Annotated in this window: 23 protein-coding genes; 16 read left to right on the forward strand and 7 right to left on the reverse strand. The window is 38.4% G+C overall.

Annotated elements, in window-relative coordinates; translation table 11 throughout:
- Positions 1-39: 39 nt before the first annotated feature.
- The 13 genes from trpD to hisIE all read left to right on the forward strand — a co-directional run bounded on the left by trpD (position 40) and on the right by hisIE (position 12,411).
- Positions 40-1,050: an anthranilate phosphoribosyltransferase gene (gene trpD, locus CHB66_RS06575; RefSeq protein ID WP_089239213.1), complete on the forward strand. Its 1,011-nt coding sequence runs from the start codon at positions 40-42 to the stop codon at positions 1,048-1,050.
- An 11-nt stretch (positions 1,051-1,061) separates the two neighbouring features.
- Positions 1,062-1,883 carry an indole-3-glycerol phosphate synthase TrpC gene (gene trpC, locus CHB66_RS06580; protein ID WP_089239215.1) on the forward strand — a complete coding sequence of 274 codons (822 nt, stop codon included), beginning with the start codon at positions 1,062-1,064 and terminating at the stop codon, positions 1,881-1,883.
- The gene (locus tag CHB66_RS06585) at positions 1,880-2,506 is read left to right on the forward strand and encodes a phosphoribosylanthranilate isomerase (protein ID WP_089239217.1); all 627 of its coding nucleotides are present in this window, start codon (positions 1,880-1,882) and stop codon (positions 2,504-2,506) included. Before trpC ends, CHB66_RS06585 begins: the two co-directional genes overlap by 4 nt.
- A gap of 41 nt (positions 2,507-2,547) precedes the next feature.
- Positions 2,548-3,726: a tryptophan synthase subunit beta gene (trpB, locus tag CHB66_RS06590; protein ID WP_089239220.1), complete on the forward strand. Its 1,179-nt coding sequence runs from the start codon at positions 2,548-2,550 to the stop codon at positions 3,724-3,726.
- Between the two features lie 645 nt (positions 3,727-4,371).
- Complete coding sequence (gene trpA / locus CHB66_RS06595) at positions 4,372-5,145, forward strand: tryptophan synthase subunit alpha (protein WP_089239222.1); 774 nt, start codon at positions 4,372-4,374, stop codon at positions 5,143-5,145.
- 3 nt (positions 5,146-5,148) lie between these two features.
- A complete protein-coding gene (gene aroF / locus CHB66_RS06600) occupies positions 5,149-6,168 on the forward strand; it encodes a 3-deoxy-7-phosphoheptulonate synthase (protein ID WP_089239224.1) in 1,020 nt (339 codons plus the stop codon).
- A 106-nt stretch (positions 6,169-6,274) separates the two neighbouring features.
- Positions 6,275-7,054 (forward strand): phenylalanine 4-monooxygenase, encoded by a 780-nt coding sequence (locus CHB66_RS06605; RefSeq protein ID WP_089239226.1) that lies wholly within the window; start codon positions 6,275-6,277, stop codon positions 7,052-7,054.
- A gap of 636 nt (positions 7,055-7,690) precedes the next feature.
- Complete coding sequence (locus CHB66_RS06610) at positions 7,691-8,251, forward strand: helix-turn-helix domain-containing protein (RefSeq protein ID WP_089239228.1); 561 nt, start codon at positions 7,691-7,693, stop codon at positions 8,249-8,251.
- Between the two features lie 246 nt (positions 8,252-8,497).
- Positions 8,498-8,842: a cupin domain-containing protein gene (locus CHB66_RS06615; protein WP_089239230.1), complete on the forward strand. Its 345-nt coding sequence runs from the start codon at positions 8,498-8,500 to the stop codon at positions 8,840-8,842.
- Positions 8,843-9,056: 214 nt separating this feature from the next.
- Positions 9,057-9,650, forward strand: coding sequence for an imidazole glycerol phosphate synthase subunit HisH (hisH, locus tag CHB66_RS06620; protein WP_089239232.1), 594 nt, complete (start codon positions 9,057-9,059; stop codon positions 9,648-9,650).
- A gap of 290 nt (positions 9,651-9,940) precedes the next feature.
- A complete protein-coding gene (gene hisA / locus CHB66_RS06625; RefSeq protein ID WP_089239234.1) occupies positions 9,941-10,654 on the forward strand; it encodes a 1-(5-phosphoribosyl)-5-[(5-phosphoribosylamino)methylideneamino]imidazole-4-carboxamide isomerase in 714 nt (237 codons plus the stop codon).
- A gap of 238 nt (positions 10,655-10,892) precedes the next feature.
- Complete coding sequence (gene hisF / locus CHB66_RS06630; protein WP_089239236.1) at positions 10,893-11,648, forward strand: imidazole glycerol phosphate synthase subunit HisF; 756 nt, start codon at positions 10,893-10,895, stop codon at positions 11,646-11,648.
- A gap of 154 nt (positions 11,649-11,802) precedes the next feature.
- Complete coding sequence (gene hisIE / locus CHB66_RS06635; protein ID WP_089239238.1) at positions 11,803-12,411, forward strand: bifunctional phosphoribosyl-AMP cyclohydrolase/phosphoribosyl-ATP diphosphatase HisIE; 609 nt, start codon at positions 11,803-11,805, stop codon at positions 12,409-12,411.
- Positions 12,412-12,708: 297 nt separating this feature from the next.
- On the opposite strand, the gene CHB66_RS06640 is transcribed toward hisIE, so the two are convergent.
- The gene (locus CHB66_RS06640) at positions 12,709-14,088 is read right to left on the reverse strand and encodes an MBL fold metallo-hydrolase (protein WP_089239240.1); all 1,380 of its coding nucleotides are present in this window, start codon (positions 14,086-14,088) and stop codon (positions 12,709-12,711) included.
- A gap of 203 nt (positions 14,089-14,291) precedes the next feature.
- A complete protein-coding gene (locus CHB66_RS06645; RefSeq protein WP_245812678.1) occupies positions 14,292-16,700 on the reverse strand; it encodes an outer membrane beta-barrel protein in 2,409 nt (802 codons plus the stop codon).
- A 178-nt stretch (positions 16,701-16,878) separates the two neighbouring features.
- On the opposite strand from CHB66_RS06645, the gene CHB66_RS06650 reads away from it, so the two are divergent.
- On the forward strand, positions 16,879-17,412 hold the full coding sequence (locus CHB66_RS06650; RefSeq protein ID WP_089239242.1) for an Lcl domain-containing protein: 534 nt from the start codon (positions 16,879-16,881) through the stop codon (positions 17,410-17,412).
- A gap of 140 nt (positions 17,413-17,552) precedes the next feature.
- A complete protein-coding gene (locus CHB66_RS06655; protein ID WP_089239244.1) occupies positions 17,553-18,092 on the forward strand; it encodes a cupin domain-containing protein in 540 nt (179 codons plus the stop codon).
- Between the two features lie 6 nt (positions 18,093-18,098).
- Here CHB66_RS06655 and CHB66_RS06660 read toward each other — a convergent pair whose 3' ends face one another.
- The 4 genes from CHB66_RS06660 to CHB66_RS06675 form a co-directional block, all read right to left on the reverse strand.
- Complete coding sequence (locus CHB66_RS06660; RefSeq protein ID WP_089239246.1) at positions 18,099-20,567, reverse strand: zinc-dependent metalloprotease; 2,469 nt, start codon at positions 20,565-20,567, stop codon at positions 18,099-18,101.
- Positions 20,568-20,634: 67 nt separating this feature from the next.
- Complete coding sequence (locus CHB66_RS06665; protein ID WP_089239248.1) at positions 20,635-22,734, reverse strand: helix-hairpin-helix domain-containing protein; 2,100 nt, start codon at positions 22,732-22,734, stop codon at positions 20,635-20,637.
- Positions 22,731-23,552, reverse strand: coding sequence for a PorV/PorQ family protein (locus CHB66_RS06670; RefSeq protein WP_089239250.1), 822 nt, complete (start codon positions 23,550-23,552; stop codon positions 22,731-22,733). The genes CHB66_RS06665 and CHB66_RS06670 overlap by 4 nt, the downstream gene beginning before the upstream one ends.
- A 114-nt stretch (positions 23,553-23,666) precedes the next feature.
- Positions 23,667-25,118 carry a BamA/TamA family outer membrane protein gene (locus tag CHB66_RS06675; protein WP_245812679.1) on the reverse strand — a complete coding sequence of 484 codons (1,452 nt, stop codon included), beginning with the start codon at positions 25,116-25,118 and terminating at the stop codon, positions 23,667-23,669.
- Positions 25,119-25,339: 221 nt separating this feature from the next.
- Here CHB66_RS06675 and yidD point away from each other — a divergent pair, with 221 nt between their 5' ends.
- Positions 25,340-25,567 carry a membrane protein insertion efficiency factor YidD gene (yidD, locus tag CHB66_RS06680; protein ID WP_394335276.1) on the forward strand — a complete coding sequence of 76 codons (228 nt, stop codon included), beginning with the start codon at positions 25,340-25,342 and terminating at the stop codon, positions 25,565-25,567.
- Here the strand turns inward: yidD and CHB66_RS06685 are convergent.
- A complete protein-coding gene (locus CHB66_RS06685) occupies positions 25,549-26,673 on the reverse strand; it encodes a prolipoprotein diacylglyceryl transferase (RefSeq protein WP_089239256.1) in 1,125 nt (374 codons plus the stop codon). The two genes, yidD and CHB66_RS06685, sit on opposite strands and share 19 nt — an antisense overlap.
- Positions 26,674-26,743 lie beyond the last annotated feature (70 nt).

Here is a 26,743-nt window from a genome sequence, read left to right on the forward strand (position 1 = left end):
TAAAACTTTAAAACCTTTAACCTTTCAACGCAAAAGAAAATGAAAGAAATACTCAATCACCTGATCGAACACCGGACGCTGAGCAAGGAGCAGGCTAAGGAGGTATTATTAAAAATCACTTCAGGTGAGTATAATCAAAGTCAGATCGCCGCTTTTTTGACTGTCTATATGATGCGTTCTGTGACCGTAGAAGAGCTGGGTGGTTTCAGAGAAGCTATGCTAGAGCAATGTATACCAGTAGAAATAGCTGAATACGATGCCATGGATCTTTGTGGTACCGGAGGTGATGGCAAAGATACATTCAATATCTCTACACTAGCGTCTTTTATAGTAGCAGGAGCCGGTCAAAATGTTGCCAAGCATGGGAACACAGGGGTATCTTCAATTTGTGGTTCGTCCAATTTGTTGCAAAGTTTTGGTTACGAGTTTACTAATGATGTGAACAAGATCAGAAAAAGTCTAGATGAAGCTGGAATTTGCTTTTTGCATGCGCCACTTTTTCATCCTGCTATGAAAAATGTAGGCCCTATCCGAAGAGAGCTAGGAGTGAAGACTTTTTTCAATATGCTCGGTCCAATGGTAAACCCTAGTTTTCCTAAAAAACAATTGGTAGGTGTGTTTAGCTTAGAATTGGCTAGACTTTATGCCTATCTCTACCAAAATCAAGAAGGCCTGTTCAGTATTTTGCATGCTTTGGATGGCTATGATGAGATTTCTTTGACGGGAAATTTTAAGATGATTACCCAAGATGGAGAAAAACTCTTCAGCCCTTCAGCGATCAATTTGCCAACTATTTCTGCAGAATTGATTAAAGGAGGAGAGACTATCCCTGAATCTGCTCAAATCTTTGACAACATCCTTAAAGGCAAAGGTTCAGAAGCCCAAAACGCAGTTGTGATTGCCAATGCAGCTGCGGCATTACATACAGCTGATCCAGCACTTTCATTCGTAGATGCAGTTGCTAATGCAAGAGAATCATTGATGACTGGAAAAGCACTGGAAAAATTCAATAAATTGGTCAACCCAAAGACCTCCATTTCATTTGCATAATCAAATACAATATGAATATTTTAGATAAAATCATTGCCCATAAGAAACAAGAAGTAGCAGAGAAAAGCAGTTTGGTTCCTGTGAAACTTTTGGAAAAAAGCATCTTCTTTGATTCCCCGGTGGTGTCTATGAAAGACTACATCAATGATCCGGAGAAGACAGGGATCATTGCAGAGTTCAAAAGAAAGTCACCTTCCAAAGGTATCATCAATGCCAATGCGCAAGTGGAAGCTACAAGCATCGGCTATATGCAAGCCGGAGCTTCTGCTCTTTCAATCCTTACCGATCAAGACTTCTTTGGAGGGAAAAATGAAGACTTAATCACTTCTAGAAAATTCAATTTCTGCCCGATTTTAAGAAAGGATTTTATTATTGACGAGTATCAAATCATTGAAGCTAAGTCTATTGGGGCTGATTGCATCCTTTTGATAGCAGCGGCATTGGAACCAGCTAGACTGGAAGAATTGGCATTATTTGCCAAAGGGCTTGGGCTAGAGGTTTTGATGGAAGTACATGATGCGGAAGAATTACAAGCTGCTCTCAATGATTCATTGGACTTAGTGGGCGTAAATAATCGCAGTTTGAAGACTTTTGAAGTTTCTTTGCAAACTTCTTATGATTTGGTAGATCAAATTCCTTCACAATTTGTTAAAGTATCGGAAAGTGGGATCTCTCAACCACAAACACTAATAGAATTGAAAAAAATTGGTTTTGAAGGGTTTCTTATAGGAGAGAATTTCATGAAGTCTAGCAGGCCTCATCAAGCGGCCTATAACTTCATGAAAGAATTCAGAGAGCTGATGCTCCAAGAAGGAATGATTCAGGAAAAATGAAATTGAAAGTATGTGGTATGCGCTCCCTTGAAAATGCGCAAGATTTGATAGATAAAGTACAACCGGATTGGATGGGAATGATTTTCTATTCCAAATCAGCTAGGTTTGTTTCAGAGGAAGCACATGTAGCTTTAGGGGGATTGCCAGTAAATAAAGTTGGTGTTTTTGTTGATGCAAGCTTGGAAGAAATTCAAAAATGCATCATGAATTTTGGATTGACGACCATTCAACTTCATGGAGATGAATCTGTGGCATTTACAAAAGACCTAAAGGCTCAAACGGGGCTTGAAATCTTTAAAGTCTTTGCTGTCAAAGAGTCAATTGACTGGAGAGTTTTAGAGCCTTATTTACCGATTGTAGATTATTTCCTATTCGATACCTTCACCAAGGCATACGGGGGAAGTGGACAGGTTTTCGATTGGCATTTGTTAGAAAATTATCCTTTTGATAAGCCATTTCTGCTGAGCGGTGGTTTATCAATTGAAAATGTTACTGATATCAAAAGGCTACAAAATAAGCTGCCTCAGCTTGTAGGTCTGGATATCAATTCCAAATTTGAGATCGAACCTGCCATGAAGGATATAGAAAAAATCAGGGAGTTCAAGGAACTGGTGAATAACTGAATTAAAAAATCGATTAATTAAAGATCTTAAATGATTGAGTGATGATAAAAGTAGACGAAAAAGGGTTTTATGGGAAGTTTGGTGGGGCGTATATCCCTGAAATGTTACATCCTAACATAGAAGAATTGAGAGATAACTACGAGCAAATCGTGGCCACTACTGAATTTCAAGAGGAGTTTCAGTCCTTGTTGAGAGATTTTGTGGGAAGACCTACCCCTTTATATTTCGCGAAGCGCATGTCCGAAAAGTATGGTGCAAAAATTTATTTCAAAAGAGAAGACCTCTGCCATACAGGAGCGCATAAAGTAAATAATACCGTGGGTCAAATTATTTTAGCCAAGAAACTCGGTAAAAAGCGCATCATCGCTGAGACAGGCGCAGGTCAACATGGTGTTGCTACAGCGACAGTTTGTGCCTTGATGGGCATGGACTGTACGATTTATATGGGTGCTTTGGACATACAGAGGCAGCGCCCAAATGTAGAGCGTATGAGAATTCTGGGCGCAAAAGTAGTACCTGCCACATCGGGAAGTCAAACCCTCAAGGATGCTACGAATGAAGCCATGCGTCAATGGATCAATAATCCCGTGGATACACATTACATCATTGGTTCTGTAGTAGGACCTCATCCTTATCCTGAGATGGTGGCGAGGTTCCAATCTGTGATTTCAGACGAGATTAAAAAACAACTTCTAGAGAAAGAGGGAACAGAAAATCCAGATATCCTAATTGCTTGTGTAGGTGGAGGTAGTAATGCTGCGGGCACTTTTTACCATTATTATAATGTACCACAAGTAAGATTGGTTGCTGCCGAAGCCGCAGGTTTGGGAGTAAGTTCGGGTAAGTCTGCTGCTACTACGGCTTTGGGTACCCCAGGTATTTTGCATGGAAGCAAAACCCTACTGATGCAAACAGAAGATGGACAGGTTGTTGAGCCACATTCCATTTCAGCTGGTTTGGATTACCCAGGTATAGGACCTGTTCATGCACATTTGTTTGACATCGGAAGAGCAGAGTTTGTGGCTGTAGAAGATGAAGACGCGATGAAAGCTGGTATAGAGCTGAGTAGGATGGAAGGAATCATTCCGGCCATTGAAACAGCCCATGCTGTTCATGCGCTGAATATGATCGAATTCAAAAAAGATGATATCATCGTAATCAACCTTTCTGGTAGAGGAGATAAGGACCTAGATACTTATATCAAGTGGGGTGGATATTGAGGGATGAAGGTAGAAGGATGAAGGGTTAAAAACGCTTTGCAGTTATAAAACCGAAAATATTCCTATTGCACCTTGGTGTCTTTGTGGCAACTGGAAATAAGGATAAAGCTAGAAGGATGAAGGATTAAAACCGCTTTGCAATCATAAAACAGAAAATATTCCCTTTGCGCCTTGGTGTCTTTGTGGCAACTGGAAATAAGGATAAAGGTAGAAGGATGAAGGGTTAAAACCGCTTTGCAGTCATAAAACCGAAAATATTCCCTTTGCTCCTTGGTGTCTTTGTGGCAACCGAAAAGAAGGATGAAGGATGAAGGTAGAGGTTTGAGGAATTAAGGATGATATCAATTAATAACTCCATAATCCAGACTTCTTGATTCATAATTCGGAGTTCTGAATTCAAAAATAATATAATGTCGAATGTTGAATGTCAAACTTCGAATTTTGAAGTTCGGAAATGAGAGTCAAGAAGTAAAAACAAATGTGAGATATGAGACTTGATATAAAAGACACAGATCAACAATAATCTAATAACTCAATAATCTTTATTCCGCTTTCGCCAATCTTATAATTTTGAAATCTTCCAATTAACTTTCAAACATTAAAACATTAAAACTTTCCAACTAATTTTAAAATCTTAGAGTTTCAATGAATCGAATACACACATTATTTAAAAATAAAAAAGAGCGGGTACTATCGATCTATTTTACAGCCGGATTTCCCACATTAGAAGATACCTTGCCGACAATGCAAGCCATAGAATCTGCTGGTGCTGATATTATAGAGATAGGAGTGCCTTACTCGGATCCGATCGCAGATGGACCGACCATCCAAGATAGTAACATGATTGCCCTTGAAAATGGCATGAGTTTGAAGAAGCTTTTTGAACAAATCAATGATATGCGTCAGACGGTGAGCATTCCTGTTGTATTGATGGGGTACCTTAACCCAATTATCCAATATGGTATGGAAGATTTTTTAAAGAAATGCCAAGAAGTGGGTGTAGATGGATTGATCTTGCCTGACCTACCCATGCAGCAATACCTAGATGAATTTAAAATGCTCTTTGAACAATATGGGCTGAGCAATACCTTTTTGATTTCTCCCCAGACTAGTGAGCAGCGTATCAGAGAGATCGATGAGCATTCCAATGGATTTATTTACATGGTCTCTTCCCATAGCATTACCGGAGCCAAGACTGGAATCACGGAAGATCAAATAGCTTATTTTAAGCGTGTTAAAGAAATGAATCTAAAAAATCCTAGGTTGATAGGGTTTGGCATATCGGACGCAGAGACCTTTGGCACTGCATCACAATACAGCAACGGAGCCATCATAGGAAGTGCATTTATTAAAAAAGTAAAAGACAGCAAGGACTTGAAAGCTGATATTCACGCTTATATCAAGTCTGTAATCCATTAAGTTATGATTATTCAATTAAAACAGGATATTACCGAAAGGCAAAAAGAATCATTGATCAAAGAGGTCAATGAGATCGGTTATAAAATCACAGAAGTGAAAACACAACTAGGGGACTACCTTGTAGGGATAGGTAAAAGTGATTTTGATATTCGTCGAATCGGACAAAAAGAAGGTATCGAAGATATCCATATCGTGTCAGATGAATATAAGTTGGTTTCCAAAAAATGGAAAGCTAAACCTACTTCTATTGACCTAGGTGATGGTGTGTTTATCAAAGACGGTGATATGGCCATTATGGCCGGGCCTTGCTCAATTGAATCAGAAGAGCAAATCAGAAAAGTAATCCAACACCTCAAAGAGAACAATATCAAAATGATGCGAGGTGGGGTTTTCAAACCCAGATCTAGTCCATATGCGTTCAGGGGATTAGGTTTGGATGGACTGAAACTATGGTATGAACTAGCTCAAGAAGCGGGTATCAAGATCGTAACAGAAGTGATGCAAGTGTCTCAAATAGAGGAAATGTATCCTTATGTAGATATCTATCAAGTAGGTGCAAGAAATACGCAGAACTTCAATTTACTCGACGAATTGGGTAAAGTAGATAAAGCTGTGATGATTAAACGCGGCATCTCAGGAACCATTGAAGAATTGTTGCAATCTGCGGAATATGTATTCTCAGGAGGAAATGAAAAATTGATCCTTTGTGAGCGTGGCATTAGGACTTATGAAAAGGCGAGCAGAAACACACTTGATTTAAATGCCGTACCTATCTTGAAAGCCAAATCTCATCTGCCAGTTGTGGTTGATCCATCTCATGGTATTGGTATTCGTGCATACGTACCACAGATGGCATTATCGGGCGTGATGTCAGGAGCTGACGGAATTATCTACGAAACACACGAGATTCCTGAAAAAGCTTATTCAGATGGTCAGCAGACCTTAGACTTTGCTCAAAGTGCCTTGCTTGCAGATCAGATTAGAAAGACTTTCGCCATGAGAAAAACATTTGCTTTGCTCTAATCGCCTCTCGCATAAAAATAATGGTAGAGTTAAGGAGATTGATTAAATTTGAGGAAAGTAAGATTGAGATTACTTGAAGTTTGAATCGAATATAACCCAAATATAAATGACAAATAAGCCAAAAGACTGGGTCTTCACTGACCCACGATTACAAGAGATGAAGCAGGACTATGCTGCTTACACAGAAGAGGACTTCAAAGTCTGGAAAATCTTATTTGAAAGACAAATTGTCAATCTTCCAAAAGCTGCTTCTATTGCCTACCTTGAAGGGATCAAAGAAGTTAATTTCACAGCGGATAAGATAGCTGATTTTGAGGATGTAAATAGGCGATTAGCTGAAAGTACAGGTTGGGCCATTCAAGTAGTGCCAGGATTGATTGATGATGATCTCTTCTTTGGCTTGATGAATAATAAGCACTTTTGTTCATCAACATGGTTGAGAAAAATGGAGCAATTGGACTACCTCGAAGAGCCCGACATGTTCCATGATGCTTTTGCGCATATGCCAATGTTGACCAATCAACCCTATGTAGACTTCTTAGAGAATTTAAGTGGTTTAGCTTTGAAGCATATTGAGAATAAGTGGGCTATAGAAGTTTTGTCTAGAATCTATTGGTTCACCATAGAGTTTGGCTTGATAAGAGAAAATGGAGAGCTTCGTATCTATGGCGCAGGAATATTAAGCTCAGCCGGAGAGACCAAGTATAGTTTGTCAGACGAGCCTGCTCACTATGAATATGATGTTCGACGCATTATGAACACGCCTTATTGGAAAGATAAATTCCAAGATAAGTACTTCATCATCGAAAGCTACGAGCAACTTTATCAGTCCTTACCGGAAATTGAGTCCGTACTTGAGGAGATGGTAGCGGAAGAAGCGAAATAGGTTAAGTCAATGTTCAGGCAATTAGATTAAAGATATAAGTATCAAGAATCAGGAAATTAGAACATAGGAAACTATTCAGACCTTTGAGGTTTTTCAAACCTTGAAGGTCTTTGATTTATTTCCCTTTGCTGTAATGATAAAAGCAAAGTCATGGTTAACCACAACAATGGCAAAAGTGATTTCCTTACTTTGACTTTTATCAAATCGGTTTTAAAAAGTTGCAGTGATATAAACTCCTGACTGCTAATATTTTTAATGTTATTTTAAGGTGAAAATAATCTTAATTAGATTTTTAAAAACTTTTATAAGACTCTAAATCCCTATTATTGAGCAAGTTTAATTTGCTGTGTTTTTAATTTTTTATATTTATCACACTTTAGGTGGAGAATCCCTGTCGATTGGATCTTTTGAGAAATACTTCTAAACAAAGTAATGGATTCAAATACAACTTAGTATACTTCGATGAAAACAGGGAGAATCTGCAATCACCTACAACAGGTTAGTGAAAGATTTTGACTGACTTAACCTTTCAATAGAAGGGCTGGACTTTATTTAAGCGTTTTTTCTACAGCTAGAATTAGGGACATATTAAAACTTGATATTGTTACTGTTCAATTTTTGACTTAAAAGATAAATATGAAAATTTTCATCCAATACATGGTTAGCCTACGATGTAAGTTGATGGTTAAGTCTGAACTTGAAAAATTGAATATCAAGTATAAGTCGGTAGAACTCGGAGAAGTTATGCTTTTCAAGAATTTATCAAAAACCAAGAAAGAGAAACTAAAAAAGGGATTGCATAGATCAGGATTGGAGCTGATGGATGATAAAAATTCTATGTTGATCGAAAAGATTATTAACATCATTGTAGAAATGGTACATTACTCTGATGATGTACCTAAGGTAAACTTCTCAGTATTTCTTAGTGAAAAAATGGGACAGGACTACCACAAGTTGGCAGGAATTTTTTCAAAAACTAAAGGCATGACAATTGAACAATTCATCATCAATCATAAGGTGGAGCGAATCAAAGAACTTATCATATATGATGAACTGAATTTTACCGAAATCTCCCACATCATGCATTATAATAGTATTTCACATTTGTCTAGGCAGTTTAAGCAGGTGACTGGTTTGACTCCTTCTTTTTTCAAATCCATGAGCCATAGGCAACGCTTCAACTTGGAGGATTTATAAGTTTGATTCAATTTATATTCCTAATCATACAACAATCTACCCTAATTCTATAATGATAAAGCCTGTATTTATGCTCACCTTTAGACTAGGTAACATTTTCAAGTAATAGCATTTTATTTATTGTTTTGAAGGAGAATTTATGAATAAAGTAAATTCGATACTCGATAGAAAATGGTATAGAAAATTCGAAATCTTTTACTAATAAATTAGATTATTAAGATGTATAAATGTCTAAAATCAGAGATAATGAAAAATATTGAAGTAGTAGAAAAAGGTAAAGTACACATCATCATCGAAATCATTGAATATATTCCTAATGCAGTAGTTAGTAAGACAATAATCAAAAAAACTACTGGGAATATTACAGCAACTTCGATAGCTATAGGTGAAGAAGTGGAAGAAAAAACAATTCCATTTGATACCTATGTTCAAATTATCGATGGAGCTGCAGAGGTGAATATTGATGACAAGACCATCTATCTTAATTTGGGAGAAGGTATAGTGATTCCAGCGCATTCACAACATAGTTTTACAGCTAATGAACAGTTTAAAATGATTACAACGGTGATCAAAAGTGGATATGAGGAATAGTTATAAATACTTATTTGATGACATTGGTGTCTGTTCTCTTGAATAAGAAATAAAATAATCTTTTTTGAAATCTATTTGATTAAATCCCTAATCGGGATGAATTATTTTTAAATTTGCAGGCTTAAGAAATGAAAGTACAGGACTTGAGAAATCGGGTACTGAAAACCCCAAGATCTCTCTGGTAGTTTTCGGGCCTAAAATCAAAATTGCATCCATGCAAGTAGCAGTAATAAAATACAACGCAGGTAATGTTCAGTCAGTGCTTTATGCCTTAGAAAGGCTGGGAGCAGAGGCCATTCTGACAGATGATTTGGAGCAAATTTCAAAAGCTGATAAAGTCATTTTCCCTGGACAAGGGGAAGCAAGTACGGCCATGCGTTACCTCAAAGAAAAACAACTAGATCAATTGATTCCCAACTTGAAGCAGCCGTTTTTTGGCGTTTGCTTGGGACAACAATTGCTTTGTGAGCACTCTGAAGAAAATGATACCCCGTGTTTGGGTGTATTTCCTGTTAAAGTGAAGAAATTTGTACCTGAAAATCCCATGGATTTTAAAGTGCCCCATGTAGGTTGGAACAATTTATTCGATCTCAAAACCCCACTTTTGGCAGGCCTGAATGATGAATCATTTGTCTATTATGTGCATAGCTATTACTGCGAGTTGAGTGAGTATACTATAGCATCGACTAATTATGTGTTGGACTTTGCTGGATTGATGCACAGGGATAATTTCTACGCAATGCAAGCCCATCCAGAGAAAAGCGGATTGGTAGGAGAGCGAATCTTGAGAAATTTCTTGAGCCTGTAAACTGTACAGAGTACAAAGTATAATTTACAAAGAAACGAGAAGCAACATAAGTAGGCAAGAGACGATATGCGAGAATCAAGAAGCGAGAGTCAAGACAGGATAGCGAGAGATATAAGTGTATCTGCGACTACGTCACCTCAATCTTGAGAGCACTGGGAGAGAGGTCTTCAAATCTTAAAACTTTCTAATTTTCCAAGAATCTTGTGATTTTAAATTTTCCCAATTCTTTATTTTCCCTAATCTAAAATCTACAATCTCCCCGACCCCTCGGGGCTAAAATCTACAATTAAATGTACATTATTCCCGCCATAGACATCATCGGAGGTAAGTGTGTTAGACTTACACAAGGTGATTATAACCAAAAGAAAGAATACCATGACAGCCCATTGGAAATGGCCAAGCGTTTCGAGGATGCTGGAATTAAGAGATTGCATTTAGTGGATTTAGATGGTGCAAAAGCGAAGAAAATTATCAATAAAGAAGTCTTGAGCTCTGTCACTTCTGGCACGTCACTTAAAGTAGATTTTGGTGGTGGGGTGCAATCAGATGAAGACATTGCATTGGCTTTCGAATTGGGAGCGCATCAATTGACTGGTGGTAGTATTGCAGTGAAAAATCCTACGCTCTTTGAATCATGGATAGCAAAATATGGCGGAGAAAAGATCATTCTAGGAGCAGATGCCAAAGATAGGAAAATTGCAATTTCAGGTTGGGAGGAAACGACCTCCATGGACTTGATAGATTTCATCAAAGATTATCATGCCAAGGGAATCAGCTATGTAATCTGTACAGACGTCGCCAAAGATGGTTTGCTTCAGGGGCCATCAGTGGACTTGTACAAAGAGATCCTTCAAGAAATCCCAAATATCAAATTGATTGCTAGTGGAGGAGTATCCAGTGTTAAAGATCTTGAAGAACTCCAAAAAACAGGTGTTTACGGAACTATTGTAGGAAAAGCATACTATGAAGGTAGAATTAGTCTTGAGGAGTTAGCTTCTTTTTGAGAAAATAGATATGAGACGTGAGATATGAGACACAAGACGCTAGTTTTTAAAATAGAATATCAATTTTCCATGCCGATAACCCCGATAACTATCGAGGGGACCAATCCGCGACGGCGGACAAGTTCTTAAAATCTCACAATCAGACGCAAGCCAATCCGCCACGGCGGACAAGCTTTTAAAACATTAAAACCTTTTAACTTTCAAACCTTCCAACCTTAAATCAATCCCTCAATCCAAAATGCTAACAAAAAGAATCATTCCCTGCTTAGATATCAAAGATGGCCGCACGGTCAAAGGAGTTAATTTTGTGGAGTTAAGAGATGCAGGTGATCCTGTAGAATTAGCTAAGATTTATTCAGATGAAGGCGCAGATGAATTGGTATTTCTGGATATCACTGCAACTGTGGACAAGCGAAAAACATTGGCAGAACTCGTGACCAAAGTAGCAAAAGCCATCAATATACCATTCACTGTGGGAGGAGGAATCTCAACTGTGGAGGATGTAAAAATTTTGCTAAACGCAGGGGCAGATAAAATCTCCATCAATTCCGCAGCAGTAAAAAATCCAGACATCATCAATGAAATGGCACTTGAATTTGGGAGCCAATGTATTGTGGTAGCTATAGATACAAGAAATGTCGATGGAATTGACTTTGTGCATACACACGGAGGAAGAAAAGCAACTATCTTGCAAACACAAGCTTGGGCACAGGAAGTCTGTGAACGAGGTGCTGGAGAGATTCTCTTGACCTCCATGGATCATGATGGTACAAAAGGAGGCTTTGCCAACGAAATCACCGCTGAAATATCCAGTATGCTTTCTATCCCAGTAATTGCATCTGGAGGAGCAGGAAATATGGCGCATTTCAAAGATGTGTTTACCTTTGGGAAAGCGGACGCCGCTTTAGCTGCAAGCATTTTCCATTTCAAAGAAATTCCAATTCCGAATTTGAAGAGCTATCTTGGTGGGGAAGATATTGCGATTAGAAAGTGAGGCGAGAGGCAAAAAACTAGAAGCAAGAACCAAGAGGAAAGAAACTGTACGAAGTACCATGTACAAAGTACAAAGCAGTATGTGGTGATATAAAATTTTAGAGACAGACGATTGAATTCCTGACATTTAGTTGACAGGTTCGAATATATAAGATATGAACAAACTGAACATAGATTTTAAGAAGGTGAATGACCTTGTACCAGCCATTATTCAAGATGCAGAATCCAATGTGGTATTGATGCTAGGTTATATGAATCAGAAAGCTTTAGACATCACTTTGGAAACAAAGAGAGTTACATTTTTTTCTAGAACCAAAAACAGACTTTGGACCAAAGGAGAAACTTCGGGGAACTTTCTCAATGTGGTTTCTTTGACTGTTGACTGCGATAATGACACCATCTTGATTAAAGCCAAGCCCGTTGGGCCAGTTTGTCATACAGGAGATGATACTTGTTTCGCAGAGGAAAACAAGAGTAAAACGCTTTTTATCGATCAATTGAGAGCAATCATTAAGGATAGGAAAAACAATCCGACAGACCAGTCTTATACCGCTTCACTTTTTGCAAAAGGCATCAACAAAATAGCTCAGAAAGTAGGAGAGGAAGCTGTAGAAATTGTGATTGAAGCCAAGGATGACAACAAAGACCTGTTTATGGGAGAGGCTGCAGATTTACTTTTCCACTACCTCATTTTATTAGAGGCCAAAGGCTATGAACTCGATGAAGTGATGGAAGTGCTGATAGATAGACATCAGAAAAAGTGATTTGTGGGTATAAGGGAATGGTGATTTAAGTAAGCATCTAAACTTTACGAGGTCTTTTCTTTACCTTGATCCCGAATGGGATCATATGTTTATAGCAACATTCCGACGATACACGATGCGACCCCGTAGGGGTCGAATTCATTTCCACTATGATTTTCGCTTGATCTCAATTAATCTTTCATTTTGTTTTTTGCATAAAACAAAAAGCAAAAGTGTTTTTTATAGAGAACAAAAAACCCACCTTGCCTCCCAAGGTGGGTTTTTTCAATTCAATTAACCAATACTAAAATCTAAAATTTAAGCACTGTAGTCAGCCCAGCCACCTGCATAGTTCTGAATGTTGTCAAATCCATTGGCAACTAAAACGGAGTATGCGATCGCTGCTCTGGCACCACTTTGACAGTGAATGATCACAGGCTTATCTTTGGCAATTTTGTCTAAGTTTTGATCGAGTTTGCCTACAAAATGATTTTCAGCACCTTCGATATGTCCTTTTTTGAATTCAGCTGCACCTCTTACGTCTACGATTTGGGTGTCACCTTTTGCTCTAGCAGCTTCTACTGCTGCTTTGTCAATGGGTTCAAAAGAAGCAAGGTTGCCCGCTTCATAAGCTGCCAGCTGAGCAGGGGTGATATAGCCAGCTAGATTGTCCAATCCAATTCTCATTAGCTTGCGTGTAAGGTCTTCGATCTGGGCTTCTTCAGCTATTAGGTAGAAGCTCTCCTCATAGTTGATGTACCAACCCATCCATGTGGAGAAAGAGTTGTTGTTAGTAATACTGAGCGTGCCTTTCAGGAATCCTTTTGCGTAGTCTTGCCAAGGTCTGGTATCGATTACTTTAGCCCCTGAAGCTTTGACTTGATCAAAATCTGCTTTGCTCAAATTCTTCACTTGTGGCACTTCAGTCAAAAGCCTTCTATCAACTTTGTTCAGCTTCTTCATCATCGCAAAGTATCTTGGCGGCTCAGGTTGATCTGCTAAGAGTTCTTTGGTAAAGGCTGTTTTATCATTGAGCAGTTGTAGTGCCCAGTTTCGGATTTTTTCATAGCCAACGGTGGTACTAGGTACGGCTCCTAGGGCTTTGCCACAGGCAGAACCTGCACCGTGTCCCGGCCAAACTTGGATAAAATCACCCAGCTTGGCGAAGTCATTCAAGGAATCAAACATCTGTGCTGCTCCGATATCCTGTGTGCCTTTAATCCCAGCTGCCTGTTCAAGCAAATCTGGTCTGCCAACGTCACCTACAAATACAAAGTCCCCTGTAAATAACATCACAGGCTCACTTGATGCAGGCTTGTCAGTCAATAGGAAACTCACACTTTCAGGTGTGTGCCCAGGAGTGTGGATCACTTCAAAATTAAGGTTACCCAACTTAACATTATCTCCACCTTTGATCTTATTGTGAGGGAATTCATATTTCCAATCTTTGTCGCCTTCATCAGAAAGATACATCTCTGCACCAGTCAATGCAGCCAACTCTCTAGCACCACTTAAGAAATCTGCATGAATGTGTGTTTCGAAGATATGTGTGATCTTCATGTTGTTGGCCTTAGCGATTTGTAGATAAGTGTCCACATCTCTTTTAGGATCAATCACTGCTGCTACACCGCCTGCTTGACAACCGATTACGTAACTGGCTTGTGCCAAACTTTTGTCATAAACTAATTCGAAAAACATAGTCTCTAATTTTATTCGTTGCTGTTATTTTCTATTTAAATCAAAAAGGGAAATTAAGGATCTATTCCCTTTTGACAATACAATTTTAGGGAATTTAGGCCTTGGACTTTGTGATAAAAATTACTTAATCGATTTTTTGATTCTATAGAGTTTGTTTATCGAGGATTGTCATTTTCTGGAATAATTTTCAAAGAATAAAAACGCTAGAACCTATAGCTATACCCCAATCTGAATACTTGCGTTTCGAAATAGTCATTAGAATTGAGTGTAAAATCATTCCCTTCCAACCTGTACCTGATCAACAAGGTATTGAATATATCTGTCGCGTTGAGAAATAACTCTCCATTTCCTTCTTGGATTTTTTTGGTAACTCCTCCATCCAAATGATACCGTGATAGAATCCTTCCTTGGGGAACTATATCAGGAGCAAGATAGATTGCCGTCAGCTGAACATCTAAGCTTTTCGGTAGCTTTAGAAGCCCATTGACTTTTACATTTCCTGTGAAGTTGCTTTCTTCAGATCTACTGAAATTGATATCAGAAGGATAGGCATTATTCAATGAAAAAGCACCAATTCTGTTTTGATAGATGTTGGCATTGGAGTTTAGCGTGAATATATCTCCTATTTTTTGAGAAATGACTAGTTCTATACCTGTATTCCAACCCCGTCCCGCATTTTGATCTATGGTAACCAATCTAGTAGAATTTGGTACTTCGGTTGTGATTCTTGTCAATAGATTAGTGGATGCTCGATGGTATATGGCTCCATAGAAATACCCTTGGTCATTGGATTTTTTGTAGCCAGCTTCTACACTTTGTGTGAATTGAGGAATTAAGGTTGGGTTACCAATACTTAAGATTTCGGGGTCTGCATAGGTTGGAAAGGCTCTGAGATTTTTTTCTTCTGGCCTGTCTACTCTACGATTATAGAAGATTGAGAAATTACTCAGGTCATTGATGTAGTAGGACGCTCTCAGGCTTGGAAATGGTTCGAAGTAATCAAAACCAGCACTTTCAAAGACCGCATGATTTGGATCTACCAAATAGTCTACTTTTACATACTCTACCCTCAAACCTGTCTCTAGTTCCCATTTATTTTTTTCATAGATATAGTTCCCGTAGACTGCAGATAGCCACTCTTGATACTCGGCACTTCCTGCCAAGCCAGGATCTAAGATTGAATTGTTCCCTGGAGAGAAAGTGATCAAATTAGGAAAAACTCGTGCTCTCTGCTTGGTGCCCAATTCCATTCTTCCAGCTCTCAGCGGCTTAATGTAATCCATAGTAAGGTCAAAAATATTTTCGTCAGCAATCAATGCTGTAGTATCCGTTCCAATAAAGTCTAATTCTTCGTTGGTGAAATAAAACACTTCATCTTTTCTTCTAAAAGAATAATTGAATGAAGAAGTCAATTGATGACCAGGTTGCTTGAATTTGTAGGTATGGGTGATGGTGGCAAACAATGTTTGATTGACCTCGTTTTCGAAGTATTGCCACAACCTTTGTTGCTGATTGGTGAGAGCATTTTGATAGAGGATATCACCTAGGTCAGTATACGCTCTGTAATTGAACAATCCTGAGAAAGTAAAGGAGTTGTTTTCGTTTGGATTCCAGTCAAGCCCAGTACGGAAGTTGTAGATGGGTTGTGTTCTATTTTCAATATACTGTTGCCTTATTGCCGTACCGTCTTCAAAGACTCTATCCGTAAATTCGCTTTTCATCATCTGCTGATGCCAGAGTACATCTCCTTGAAAGAAGAAATTGATTTTGTCTTTTTTATAGTTTAGGGAAAGTGAAGGATTGAGTTTAGGGGTGAATCTATATTGATCTCGAAGTCCTGGAAGGCTTTCTCTTTTTTCAAATAGATTTCCCAGCCCTGCAATCATTCCTACTTTACCATTCCACCCCTCTTCTTTTTCTTTTTTGAAAATGATATTGATGATTCCAGCATTTCCAGTAGCATCATATTTTGAAGAAGGGTTATTGATGATTTCGATTTTTTCAATAGAAGAAGCTGGGAAATTTTCTAATCCAGACTGTGCACCTATTCCAGTAATTGCAGTCTGTTTTCCGTCTAGAAGAATGGCCACTTTATCACTTCCTCTTAGGAATACGGTTCCATTTTGATCTATTGTGATGCCTGGGAGGTTTTGTAGTGCTTGTAAGACAGATCCACCAAGTTGGCTGATATTCTCTTCCAATGAAAATGTTTTTTTATCCAAAGCTGCTTCAACTTCCTCTCTTGAGCCAGAAACAATCACTTCACTAAGCTCTTCAGCCATTTCTTCTAAAAATATAGAACTGAGGTCCAAATATTCACTTAAGCGACCTATCTCCAATTTCTCGGATTTAGGTTTGTATCCCACATAAGAATAAGTGATAAAGTATTGACCAGATTTGATTGGAGAGAGTTTGAAAACACCTGATTCATCTGTGACTGTACCAACCACAAAGCTGCTATCATTTTGATTTTTAACCAAAATATTAACATAAGGCAGGGGTTCTCTCTTTTTTGTATCTTTCACCATACCTGATACGACCACACTTTGAGCTTGCAACGAAGCAGAAGTGAATATGAAGACAATAATCGAAATCGTATTTTTTATTTTCATAATAGACTTTTGAAGAAGAACAAACCTAACTTCCAATTTTGAAGAAAATTAGATTAATGGAGTTAAACTTAAATAGATTGAGCTACTAATGATATGATATTTGTTACAAAGGATTAAAAAAATCAAATTTGATAACCAGCATTAATAGATAAAATTTCCGATTGTCCTATATTTGGTGATGAATATGGTATTAAGAGTATTAATCGTCGTTTTTGCAATTGTATTGACTTCTTGTGACAGGGAGCCACTTTTGGTTTTAGGTATGGAATATCAGGGGGGGAGGATATTCTATATAGATAAGACAGGGAAACATGGACTTATAGCGGCACCAGAAGATTTATCTGGTAGATTTCCTTGGGGCTGTACTAGTAGAATTATTCCAGGCACAAATTTTACTTTTATAGGTGCGGGACAGAGAAATACCAACAGAATAGTAGAAGTTTGTGAAGAAGTCACAGCTGCGAGTATGTGCGCAGCATTGGAAGTCAATGGCTTTGACGATTGGTACTTACCATCAAAAGATGAATTGCTTTTGATGTATGAAAACAAAGATTTTATTGGCAATATGCGTAATGGAACCTGGGAACCTTATTGGTCTTCTTCCCAATTTGAAATCAGACGACAAGCTATTGTCCACAACTTCGGAACTGGGCGGACTACTTTTGAGAATAAAGATCTAGAGTTTTGGGTCAGGCCGATAAGGAGTTTTTAGATCTTCACTACCGTACAAATAAAACTTGCTTTTTTAGTGAAATAATGGATTTATGTGTTTTTTGGTTTTCTTTCGTCGCAAGAGAAGCCAAGTATAGATCTAAATTAGATTTCTTTTACCTTTAGTAAAGTTTAAATTTTATGTTTAATACATTAAAACAAGATTCGACTAAAAGTGAGATTTTTTCTCAAATTGAATTCCAATTAAAAGAATTTCATTTAGAAATTATTGCTTTAGATCAAAATAGACCTTGGGGAGGATTTTTTGTGATTGAACCTAACCAGATAGAAAGTTTCACATCTATATTTTTTGAAAAAGAAATCCTTGACCTATCTGGTAGTTCTTCTTTCAGTCCAAAAATTTTACTTGTTGCTCCTTTTCAAAAGCTTTCTTGGCAATATCATTACAGGAGATATGAATTATGGAATTTAATTGCAGGAAATGCATCCTACTGCCGTTCATATACTGATGAGGAAAACGAACCTATAAATATGATTCAGGGAGAAGTAATCAAGCTTGCTCAACGAGAGAGGCATAGACTAATCGGTTTGGATAATTGGGGGATTATTGCTGAAATATGGGTTCATATAGATCCAAAAAAACCTTCAGACGAGGAGGATATCGTTCGTCTGAAGGATGAATATTCAAGAAAATCTCCTGAAAAGAAGCTTATTTCATGATTGAGTTTATTTGGAAGATGTAAAGTTTACCATTTCAAAATCACAGCTCATGTCATCACTACCGATAGGAGCCCCATCTGGTATACTAATTTGAGTTGGAGTACTCAATTCTTCTGGTAGTCTCAAGAATGCTGAAATTTTATCTGCCAGATACATGCGGTGGCTTTCTTCTATTACTTTGCCTTTTTTTGCACTCTTATCTCCATAGGTATTGAGTTCATTGCTACTGATGTCTTTTAATATTGCTCTAGCCTCTGCTTTGACCATAGAGCTTGCTCTAGAATCTTTGGCAAGTTTGATTAAGTGATCAATCATTTTGTTTTGAGTCATCAGCTGAATCTGGCTGTGGTAGTCATTTTTGGAAGCTGTAGCAAATACTCCAGTTCTTATGGTACCCAAAACAGCATCCAAGGATGGGAGTTTACTGTCAAAGGCATTTTGTTGTGAGATTCGGTTAGCTCTCGCGGCATCAAAAAGGAAACTGAAAGTCATATCCACTACATTTTCTGCGGGAGCAATCGGGTCGAAATTAGGTCCTGTTCGAGAAGGAAAAGTCTCCCTGTTTCTCCCATAGCCCATTGGACGCGGAGGAATTAACTCAATGATTTCATTAGGTAAAGCCAAGTTTTCTGGCTTGATGACGGTAATTAATTCATTCAAGGCATCCTGTTGTGCCTTGGCATCCAATCTGCTTTGCTTTCTTTGGTTATCTCCTTTGACCTTGTAAGTATAATCCACACCCCCAACTAGTTTGGCTGTTGCTTCTACTTGGTAGCGATGCATCATATAGAGCGGAACTAGCACTTCTTCAATTAAAGCCTCTGGCTGGTCATTTTCTAAAGCATTTAGACCGAAGCTTTGTAACTTTTTGGCCCTGATATCCATCATTCTAGCAAGCTCAATTGATGCAGATTCGCCATTGTCCCAAAGGTGTGCTTGTGGATGGCTACCACTAGAATTCCTAGAATCAGAATCAGAAATAAAGGTATGTCCCGCAGCATAAGTGTCTTCCAATATTTTATTCAAAAACTGTTTCTCTGGCTGTCCTTCTGGCACGGTGGCATAACCGTATTTGATTGCCCACTTGTCCCAATCACCGATTTTGTCATCGTAGGCTTTAGAGAAATCTAAGTCACCTCGATTATTCATTGTGATATAAGGATAAGGGTAATCCATCACAGAGGCGCGGTTAGTAGGAGAGGAAGCGTATGCGTGGGCTAGACCGATGGTATGTCCAATCTCGTGTGCTGAAAGCTGTCTCAATCTTGCCAAAGCCATTTCCAACATTTTTGGGTCTTTTGGTTTTCCATCCTCGAATGGCTGCAATAGCCCTTGGGCAATCAGGTAATCTTGTCTCACCCGCAACGAACCAAGGCTCACGTGCCCTTTGAGAATTTCACCAGTTCTTGGGTCTCTTACTGAGGACCCATAAGACCACCCTCTAGTCGATCTATGCACCCATTGGATGACATTGTACCTCACATCCATGGGGTCAGCTCCTTCAGGCATCAATTCAACCCGAAAGGCATTTTTAAATCCTGCCGCCTCAAAGGCTTCACTCCACCAGTTGCCCCCTTCGATCAATGCAGAACGAACTGGCTCAGGCGTACCTCTGTCTAAGTAATATACGATCGGCTTGATAGGTTCAGAAATAGCAGCATTTGGGTCTTTCTTTTCTAATCGATGTCTGGAAATAAATTTCTTTTCCATTGGTTCACCGATTGGGCTAGTGAAGTCTAAATAACTGATATGAAAGTATCCTGCTCTTGTGTCGAATTCTCTTGGCTGATACTGATCATCTGGTAATTGAATAAATGAATGCCTCTGCCTTACAGTAACAGCTTCTGGTGAAGGTGTTACTGAGCGAATATAGCTACCTGAGGGAGTACCTGTTACCGTGATAGTAGCTTCGACCTCCGTATTTTGAGGGAAGTTTTTGGTCATAGGCTCATAGATGGCACTTCTAGAGTTATCTAGTCTATATGTTCCTTGACGAGCAGATCCTAATTTTTCTGCGACTTGATGTGCATCTTGTAAGTAAAAGTTGGTAGCATCTACAATGTGCTTTCCATTTTCTGTCTTACTGATCTCAAAGCCCCAAATGATAGACTCTGCGAAGGCGTCTTTGACAGATTTGACTTCATCTGGATTGTCACTGTATGCTCTGAAATCATAATTTTTATGAACCAGAAAAAGTTTATTTCCAGCCTTTCTAAATTCTACGACCCTAGTTCTACCTAATTGACCTCTATCTAATCCGATGTCATTGGAGCCTACACCTGCTGGTAAGGAGTTTACGTAAAGGAATTCGTTTTCAAGCTTTGAAATTTCAAGATAGATCTTTCCTTTTTCATCATCCAAATAGAAGTCTACAAAGCCTTCTTTTTTCTGTAATTTAGAAAGATCAAGGTTTTGGGCTGTTGCTGAACTTATGGTCATAAGGATAGCAAAAACCAAAGTGTAAAGTGTTCTCATAGGTCTTTGATTTTAGATGCTTTAAATTACAAAACGTAATCTTGCATCAATTACCGATGGTGGAATTTTATCGATTAAACTGGTACCTGAGTTGAAAAGTGCTTTCAGTTTGTGTGTTTCCAGCAATTGTTTGTAAGCCTGACCCAATTTGCTCCCTGTCTGTGTAGGTCGTTCGTCCAAATCGAGCCCAAAGAGTTAGTTTAGGATTGACTCGGTATTGACCAAGGAGATAGTAGCGCATTCCTTGTCCATGCAAAGCTGGAATTGAAAATGCCCACAGTACATTGCGCTCGTAGATGTACTGCCTATTGTCAAAATCATCAGTATCAAAAAGTACAAATCGAGTGGAGATTCTCCATTTTTGAAAATCAGCATTGAGATCTTGGCTGATCGCATAGCCATTGCTGACTTGTTTGTTGAAATCAAATCTGCTTCCCATTACTCTCGATTTGATACTCCAATGGGGATTGATCCGGTAATCTAAGTTGATGACATAGTTCCATTTTTTTCCTACAGCCAATTGATAAGTACTTTGAGGCCCGAGCATTTCGCTGATATTTCTGGATTTTGACTCTTCTCTAAACTGTGCGAAAAGCAATACAGCCTTGGAAGGTCGATACGTAAATCTACTGAGCCATTCATGCCCTTCGGAAGGAGCATAGGTTCTGAACTTAAGCCAAGGAAACTTGAATTGATCGTAGTAGAATGACCAATTGTAGCGAATAGAAGGTTTGAAATTGAGGCCAATGTATATGCCTTCTTCATTGATAGGTCGGGTGTTTTCTGAGAAAGCATTACCATAGAAGGTATGGAAATTTCTATCAAACTTCCTCCAAAGAATTGAGAGGTCTACGGCTTTACTCAAGCTACTCATAAGCCCTATGACATGACCAGTCCCACCACTTTTTGATACAGCACTTTCGCCGAAGAAGAAGTAATTTTGAAAATTATAAGAGAAATAGGTGCTGTGAATATGATTTTCTTGTCCTGAAAATTCAAATTGATTATACACTTGTGGGTTCCTTTGAAAGCGTTGGCTGAATCTAGTGAATAGGCTGTTGAACCCAAGTTGCAATTTTTTATTGGGATGATTGAATTGAAGGTTTCCACCTAGATTACTTTCTCTGATTTGATCCTTGTAAGCAATCTCAGTAGGTGTACGGTGCAACCCAGAAAGCTGTAAAGAGCTGATCAATATTTCCTCTCGCTCCAAAGTATCAACAGCGATTTGTAGCCTCCCATCTCTAGGTGCATGGGATGCTATGATTGTGGCAGTCCAGTTTCCTTCTTGGTATGTAGTCCCAATTCCTCTGAAAAACCCAAACTCCATCGCTCCTGTATAAGGTCTTAGACCGATGCTACTTCTTCTTACTGTCGTAATTGTCTCCGCCCCTTTGCCCACAGAAAATCCAGCCCCGTAGACTAATCCTTGTCCAAACTGTGCCTGAAAATCCCCCAGCAAGATTGCTTTCCATTTTTTCTGATTGTACAGTGTAAAATGGTAAGAAAGGAAATTGAATCCATAACGCTTGGTAGTAGGATCCCATACGAATTCTTCACCAGGATCTTTGTCAATTGTAAATCCCAAGCTGAAATCTTTGCTATGTTGAATCCTGAACCTTGCGTAAAGATTGTTTGGATCACCCAAATATCTGCTAGTTAGTCGGCCATTGCTCAGCGTATCAGGAGGGGTAAATCCGCGCCTTGTTTCCCAAACTCTATTTTGTCTAAAAATAAAGTATGCATCTCGCTCAGTTTTGATTCTTTTTAACAAAGAACGATTAACAAATCCTTCGTTTTCAGACAAAGTCACAAAGGGGAGGATTTTGTAAATAGTCTCCATATCAAATCCAGGTATGGCTTGAAGTTCATAAATGGAGATTAGTTGACCAAAACTCTCTTTGTAAGTAAAAAAGGAGTTGATTTGGTAGGGGTTTAGAATGAAGATGGACTTGAGTTCCTCTGGAGTAGTTTTGTTGAGATGAATGGGATTGAGAAAAAGCTGAAGGAGACTTTCGTACATATCTTCAAACTCCTCCTCCCCTTGCTGCATAGCAAATAATTCTTCAATAAATGCTTCTATATTAATTTCACCTTTGCGGTAGGTCTGAGCAGGAAGTTCTAGACTCACTAGTACAAGTATCCCTATCAATATCCATTTTGTCATTTTTTTGAAAAAATATATCCAAAAGAAAAATGATGTGTGGCACCCAAATATTGATTTTGAGTCATTGCATAATCAATCACAAAGCTCTTCGGCCTAAACCCTAATCCAAAAAACAGATTACTTGGGTTGGTATTAATTCCAGTGCGCATCCACAACTTTTCCATCAAATTGTATTCTAAGCCTAGCTTCAGCACCGGTTCAAGCAGTATGTCTTTCTCAGCTTCCAAATTGATGATCAGCTTGTCAGTAGGTAAGTAGGATAGCCCTGATTTGACCACGGTAGGAATATGGTCATTGGATAGTTTACTGACCTTGGCATTGGTTAGGTTGTAAATATGAGCGCCAAAAAACAAGTTGGGGCTTAATTCAGCAAGCCCACCAAACTCTATTACAGGGACAGCGCTTCTTCCAAAACCTTCAATATTGGTCTGTACATAATTGACTTTGACACCAAGGCTTGCAATTCCCATTTGATTAGAAATACCAAAACCTATATGTCTTTGATTAAAATCTTCGTCCCCAAAAGAAGAAACACTAAGTCCAAAATTGAATCGATCACTGACGATTACGGTGCCCGCTGATAAGGTGGTTAGTTCATTTAGCTGAAATCTATGGTCATAGCCCACTACGATGGAAGGTTCTGTAATTCTTCCTAATGCTCCTATATTATTGAAAACTGACCAGGTATCTACCAAACTTAGATTTGCATTGCCCATACCCATACTTCTTGCTCCTTTGGCATAGGTATCTAAACCACCCTGAGCATAAAGATGTAAGGGGAAAAGTATGAATCCAAGAAAAGTCCATATTCTAGCCATGGCAAAAAGTGATAGCGATGAAACAAGAACTATGAATTTACTTCTTTTATAAGGTAAAGGGAAGGCATTAACCGATTTTAAACACTTAAATCGGTTAGCTGAAATTTGCGATTTTTAAAATGGAGCCTTGAAGTTGAAAAAGAAATTACCCTCACCCAAATTGTTCATAGAATATTCTAGTCGAAATACAATGTCATAAAAAATCACCAAATCAAGACCTGGTCCATAGCCAAATAGGTATTTATTAGTCAGCCGTAGGTTTTCAGGTAATCTGTTGCGGTCATTGACATATCCATGGTCAAAATTTCCGCTCAGGTATAGCTTTATTGGTAATGTTGAAAATCCATCAAGTGGTACAAAATCCGCAATGGCATATTCAAGATCTAAGAGTTTGAACCTCAAACTGTTTTTATGAACTAGTAATTGCTGCCCTTCAATCACATTAAATTCATAACCCCTGACGAAATTGGGCATGTAACCAATTCCTCTTACTGAAGTAAATGGCTGTCTCTTCCCGAAAAAACTATTGACTGTAAGCCCAGAAGCAAGATGGAATTTGTCATTGAGCTCCCAATATCGATTGGCGATTGCTGTAAACTCCCAGTCTTTGAAATCATCGAATCCAAACAAACCAAATTTGGTCAACCCCAGATTCAAAAGGGCTCCTTGTGTGGGATAAGCATTGTAATTTCTTCTATCATGTCTGAAATTGTAGGAAGCGACAAAATTACTTAAGGTATTATCACCATGAAGGAAGTAATTTTCATTTTGGGTAAAGACATCTTCATTGATCCTGATATTGTTATACCCTAAAGTCACAAAATGAAAATTATAAAAACTACCTCTATAACTGTATCGGATGAAAGAGGAGAAGTTTCTTCTCAGCACATCCTCATTTTCATTGGTGTAGAATACTTGTCGATTGTTAGCTGATCTAACTGCAATGGTTTTATTTGTTAGATAGGAAAATTGAAACGCTAGCCCGTGCTTTTGCTTTCGGTCAATAAATGGAAAGCTATAGAGTAAATCAAAAGCTTGTGTAAACCCAAATTGAGTAGTTAGTCTTAGTTTTTCGTTTCTACCCCCTACATTATTGTGATAGAATCTTGCACCATAATTTACCCGCTTGAGACTTCTGTTTTGATTGGTCCACCATTCTGCAAAGTTTCTGTCAGCTAATTCAAAAATAGGAGAGGGGATAAAATACCTTCTTTCATCTACAGTAACCAATATTTCAATTTGTTCATCTCCTGTAATCAAAGGAGTGATTTCTACAGAATTGAAGAGTAGGAGATTAAAGACTTTTTTCTGATCTGCCTCGATGATGCTGATCAATTCTTCCCAATCATAAGTCAATCCAGGACTTATGTTGAGTTCTCTAAGGATAATATTCTTACGGGTTTTTTGATTTCCGACTACAAAAATATTATTGATCGTAACTTGCTCAGGAATATCTACAGCCAACCTCAGACTATCTTCAAAAGAATTACCTTGAGCATATCCCTCCCGAACTATACTCAAAATTGTCACCGAGAAAAATATGAAAAAGAAGTTCCTGAATAGCATTGTTTGATTTTTCCTTTTAGAAACCATTCCTTCCTTATTGCCAATTATTTTGATTCTAAGTTTCCACTATCGAATGGGCTTTATTTTTTTTGCAAACTGAAATATAAGGCTTCATCTAGATATTTACGAAAGAGGTACTGATTTCTTTCTTATAAGTTTGTTGAAAGTTGGAATTATAAGAAGTAAACCTGATGTTATTCCATAAATTTGCCAAATAGCTAATAACCTTGAAAACTATCATTCGAAAAATTGCCATCTTCCCCGTATTGATTTATCAATACTTGATCTCTCCGCTTTTTCCTGCTGCATGTAGATATACGCCTACTTGCAGTAACTACATGAAGCAAGCGATTATGAAACATGGTGTATTCAAAGGCGGATGGCTTGGAATCAAGAGAATAGCAAGTTGTCATCCTTGGGGAGGTCATGGTCATGACCCTGTTCCTTGATTTTTTTCACTCTTCGGCTTAAGTCCTTTTTTAGTTGCTAAGATAATCAGTATAATTCCTCCAATGACCAAAGGAATGCTTAAAGTCTGACCCATATTGAACTGAAGCCCTTCTTCGAAATCTACTTGGTTTTCTTTCAAAAATTCCCAAACGAAACGCATCCCAAACACTGAAATTAGGAATAATCCAAGGAAAAGACCATCAGGGAGTCGTTCCTTATATCTGTTCCAGATCAAATATAAGATAATGAAAATCAGAAGATAAGATATGGATTCATAGATCTGAGTTGGGTATCTAGTGATCCCGAAAGTTTTGATGGTGGCTAAATAATGGTCTCCACGGTCAACTAAGTCGTAGTTTAGAGCTAAGCTCGGATCTTCTGATAGGTATTTTTGAGAACTCCTGAATCTCGTCAATACATATTTGACATCGGTTTCTATAGCCTTTCTCAAAACATCTTCCTCAAAGCCCCCTTTTTCTATTTTGATATCAAAATTTACTGGAACAATTCCCTTGCCTACCAATTCACTTTGTCTATCTGCAGGCTTGTAGGCATTGACATCAATTAGAGGAATCCTAAGTGTTTCCAATGCCTCTTCTGTATCTCTAGCAAAAACAAACCCAGAGTCAGAATCCGTTGGTTTACCCCCAATTTCAGAATTCATCAAATTGCCCATTCTGATCAAGGCTCCCGTCATAGCCACCACAATAACAATCCTATCTACTACCCAAAGGTAAGACTGCCCAGGTGTCTTCTTGGCATACATGAATAGAGCCAGCAAAATAGCAATGGCGGCACCATGGCTAGCCAGTCCACCTTCCCATACTTTCAGAATATCAATTGGATTGCTGAGGTACTTTTCTGGTTCGTAAAATAAGACATGGCCAAGCCTCGCACCTATAATTGTAGCTAAAACCATATATATGGTCAGCTTGTCAACTAATTGAGGGTTTTGTCCTTCTTTCTTAAAAATGTAAACCATGACCTGTTGGGAAATGATGAAGCCCAGTGCAAATAGCAAACTGTACCATCTTAATCTTTCAAATCCAGGAAAAACTGCTGGGTCTGGACTCCAAACCACATAGTTCAAAATATTATTTATCATTTTTTGGTTGATTCTTTTTCAAAGATGTAGATTAATCAGACATTTCCCGAAAAAAACCTACTGAATTTTT

This window comes from Belliella buryatensis (genome assembly GCF_900188245.1).
Lineage (GTDB): Bacteria > Bacteroidota > Bacteroidia > Cytophagales > Cyclobacteriaceae > Belliella > Belliella buryatensis.

Coding starts and splice junctions, on each gene's coding strand:
- aroF (WP_089239224.1), top strand. CDS start 5,149: ATGATTATTCAATTAAAACAGGATATTACCGAAAGGCAAAAAGAATCA.
- trpD (WP_089239213.1), top strand. CDS start 40: ATGAAAGAAATACTCAATCACCTGATCGAACACCGGACGCTGAGCAAG.
- hisA (WP_089239234.1), top strand. CDS start 9,941: ATGTACATTATTCCCGCCATAGACATCATCGGAGGTAAGTGTGTTAGA.
- trpB (WP_089239220.1), top strand. CDS start 2,548: ATGATAAAAGTAGACGAAAAAGGGTTTTATGGGAAGTTTGGTGGGGCG.
- CHB66_RS06655 (WP_089239244.1), top strand. CDS start 17,553: ATGTTTAATACATTAAAACAAGATTCGACTAAAAGTGAGATTTTTTCT.
- CHB66_RS06605 (WP_089239226.1), top strand. CDS start 6,275: ATGACAAATAAGCCAAAAGACTGGGTCTTCACTGACCCACGATTACAA.
- trpA (WP_089239222.1), top strand. CDS start 4,372: ATGAATCGAATACACACATTATTTAAAAATAAAAAAGAGCGGGTACTA.
- trpC (WP_089239215.1), top strand. CDS start 1,062: ATGAATATTTTAGATAAAATCATTGCCCATAAGAAACAAGAAGTAGCA.
- CHB66_RS06645 (WP_245812678.1), bottom strand. CDS start 16,700: ATGAAAATAAAAAATACGATTTCGATTATTGTCTTCATATTCACTTCT.
- CHB66_RS06615 (WP_089239230.1), top strand. CDS start 8,498: ATGAAAAATATTGAAGTAGTAGAAAAAGGTAAAGTACACATCATCATC.
- CHB66_RS06585 (WP_089239217.1), top strand. CDS start 1,880: ATGAAATTGAAAGTATGTGGTATGCGCTCCCTTGAAAATGCGCAAGAT.
- CHB66_RS06675 (WP_245812679.1), bottom strand. CDS start 25,118: ATGCTATTCAGGAACTTCTTTTTCATATTTTTCTCGGTGACAATTTTG.
- hisIE (WP_089239238.1), top strand. CDS start 11,803: ATGAACAAACTGAACATAGATTTTAAGAAGGTGAATGACCTTGTACCA.
- CHB66_RS06610 (WP_089239228.1), top strand. CDS start 7,691: ATGAAAATTTTCATCCAATACATGGTTAGCCTACGATGTAAGTTGATG.
- CHB66_RS06665 (WP_089239248.1), bottom strand. CDS start 22,734: ATGACAAAATGGATATTGATAGGGATACTTGTACTAGTGAGTCTAGAA.
- CHB66_RS06685 (WP_089239256.1), bottom strand. CDS start 26,673: ATGATAAATAATATTTTGAACTATGTGGTTTGGAGTCCAGACCCAGCA.
- CHB66_RS06660 (WP_089239246.1), bottom strand. CDS start 20,567: ATGAGAACACTTTACACTTTGGTTTTTGCTATCCTTATGACCATAAGT.
- CHB66_RS06650 (WP_089239242.1), top strand. CDS start 16,879: ATGAATATGGTATTAAGAGTATTAATCGTCGTTTTTGCAATTGTATTG.
- hisH (WP_089239232.1), top strand. CDS start 9,057: ATGCAAGTAGCAGTAATAAAATACAACGCAGGTAATGTTCAGTCAGTG.
- hisF (WP_089239236.1), top strand. CDS start 10,893: ATGCTAACAAAAAGAATCATTCCCTGCTTAGATATCAAAGATGGCCGC.
- CHB66_RS06670 (WP_089239250.1), bottom strand. CDS start 23,552: ATGGCTAGAATATGGACTTTTCTTGGATTCATACTTTTCCCCTTACAT.
- CHB66_RS06640 (WP_089239240.1), bottom strand. CDS start 14,088: ATGTTTTTCGAATTAGTTTATGACAAAAGTTTGGCACAAGCCAGTTAC.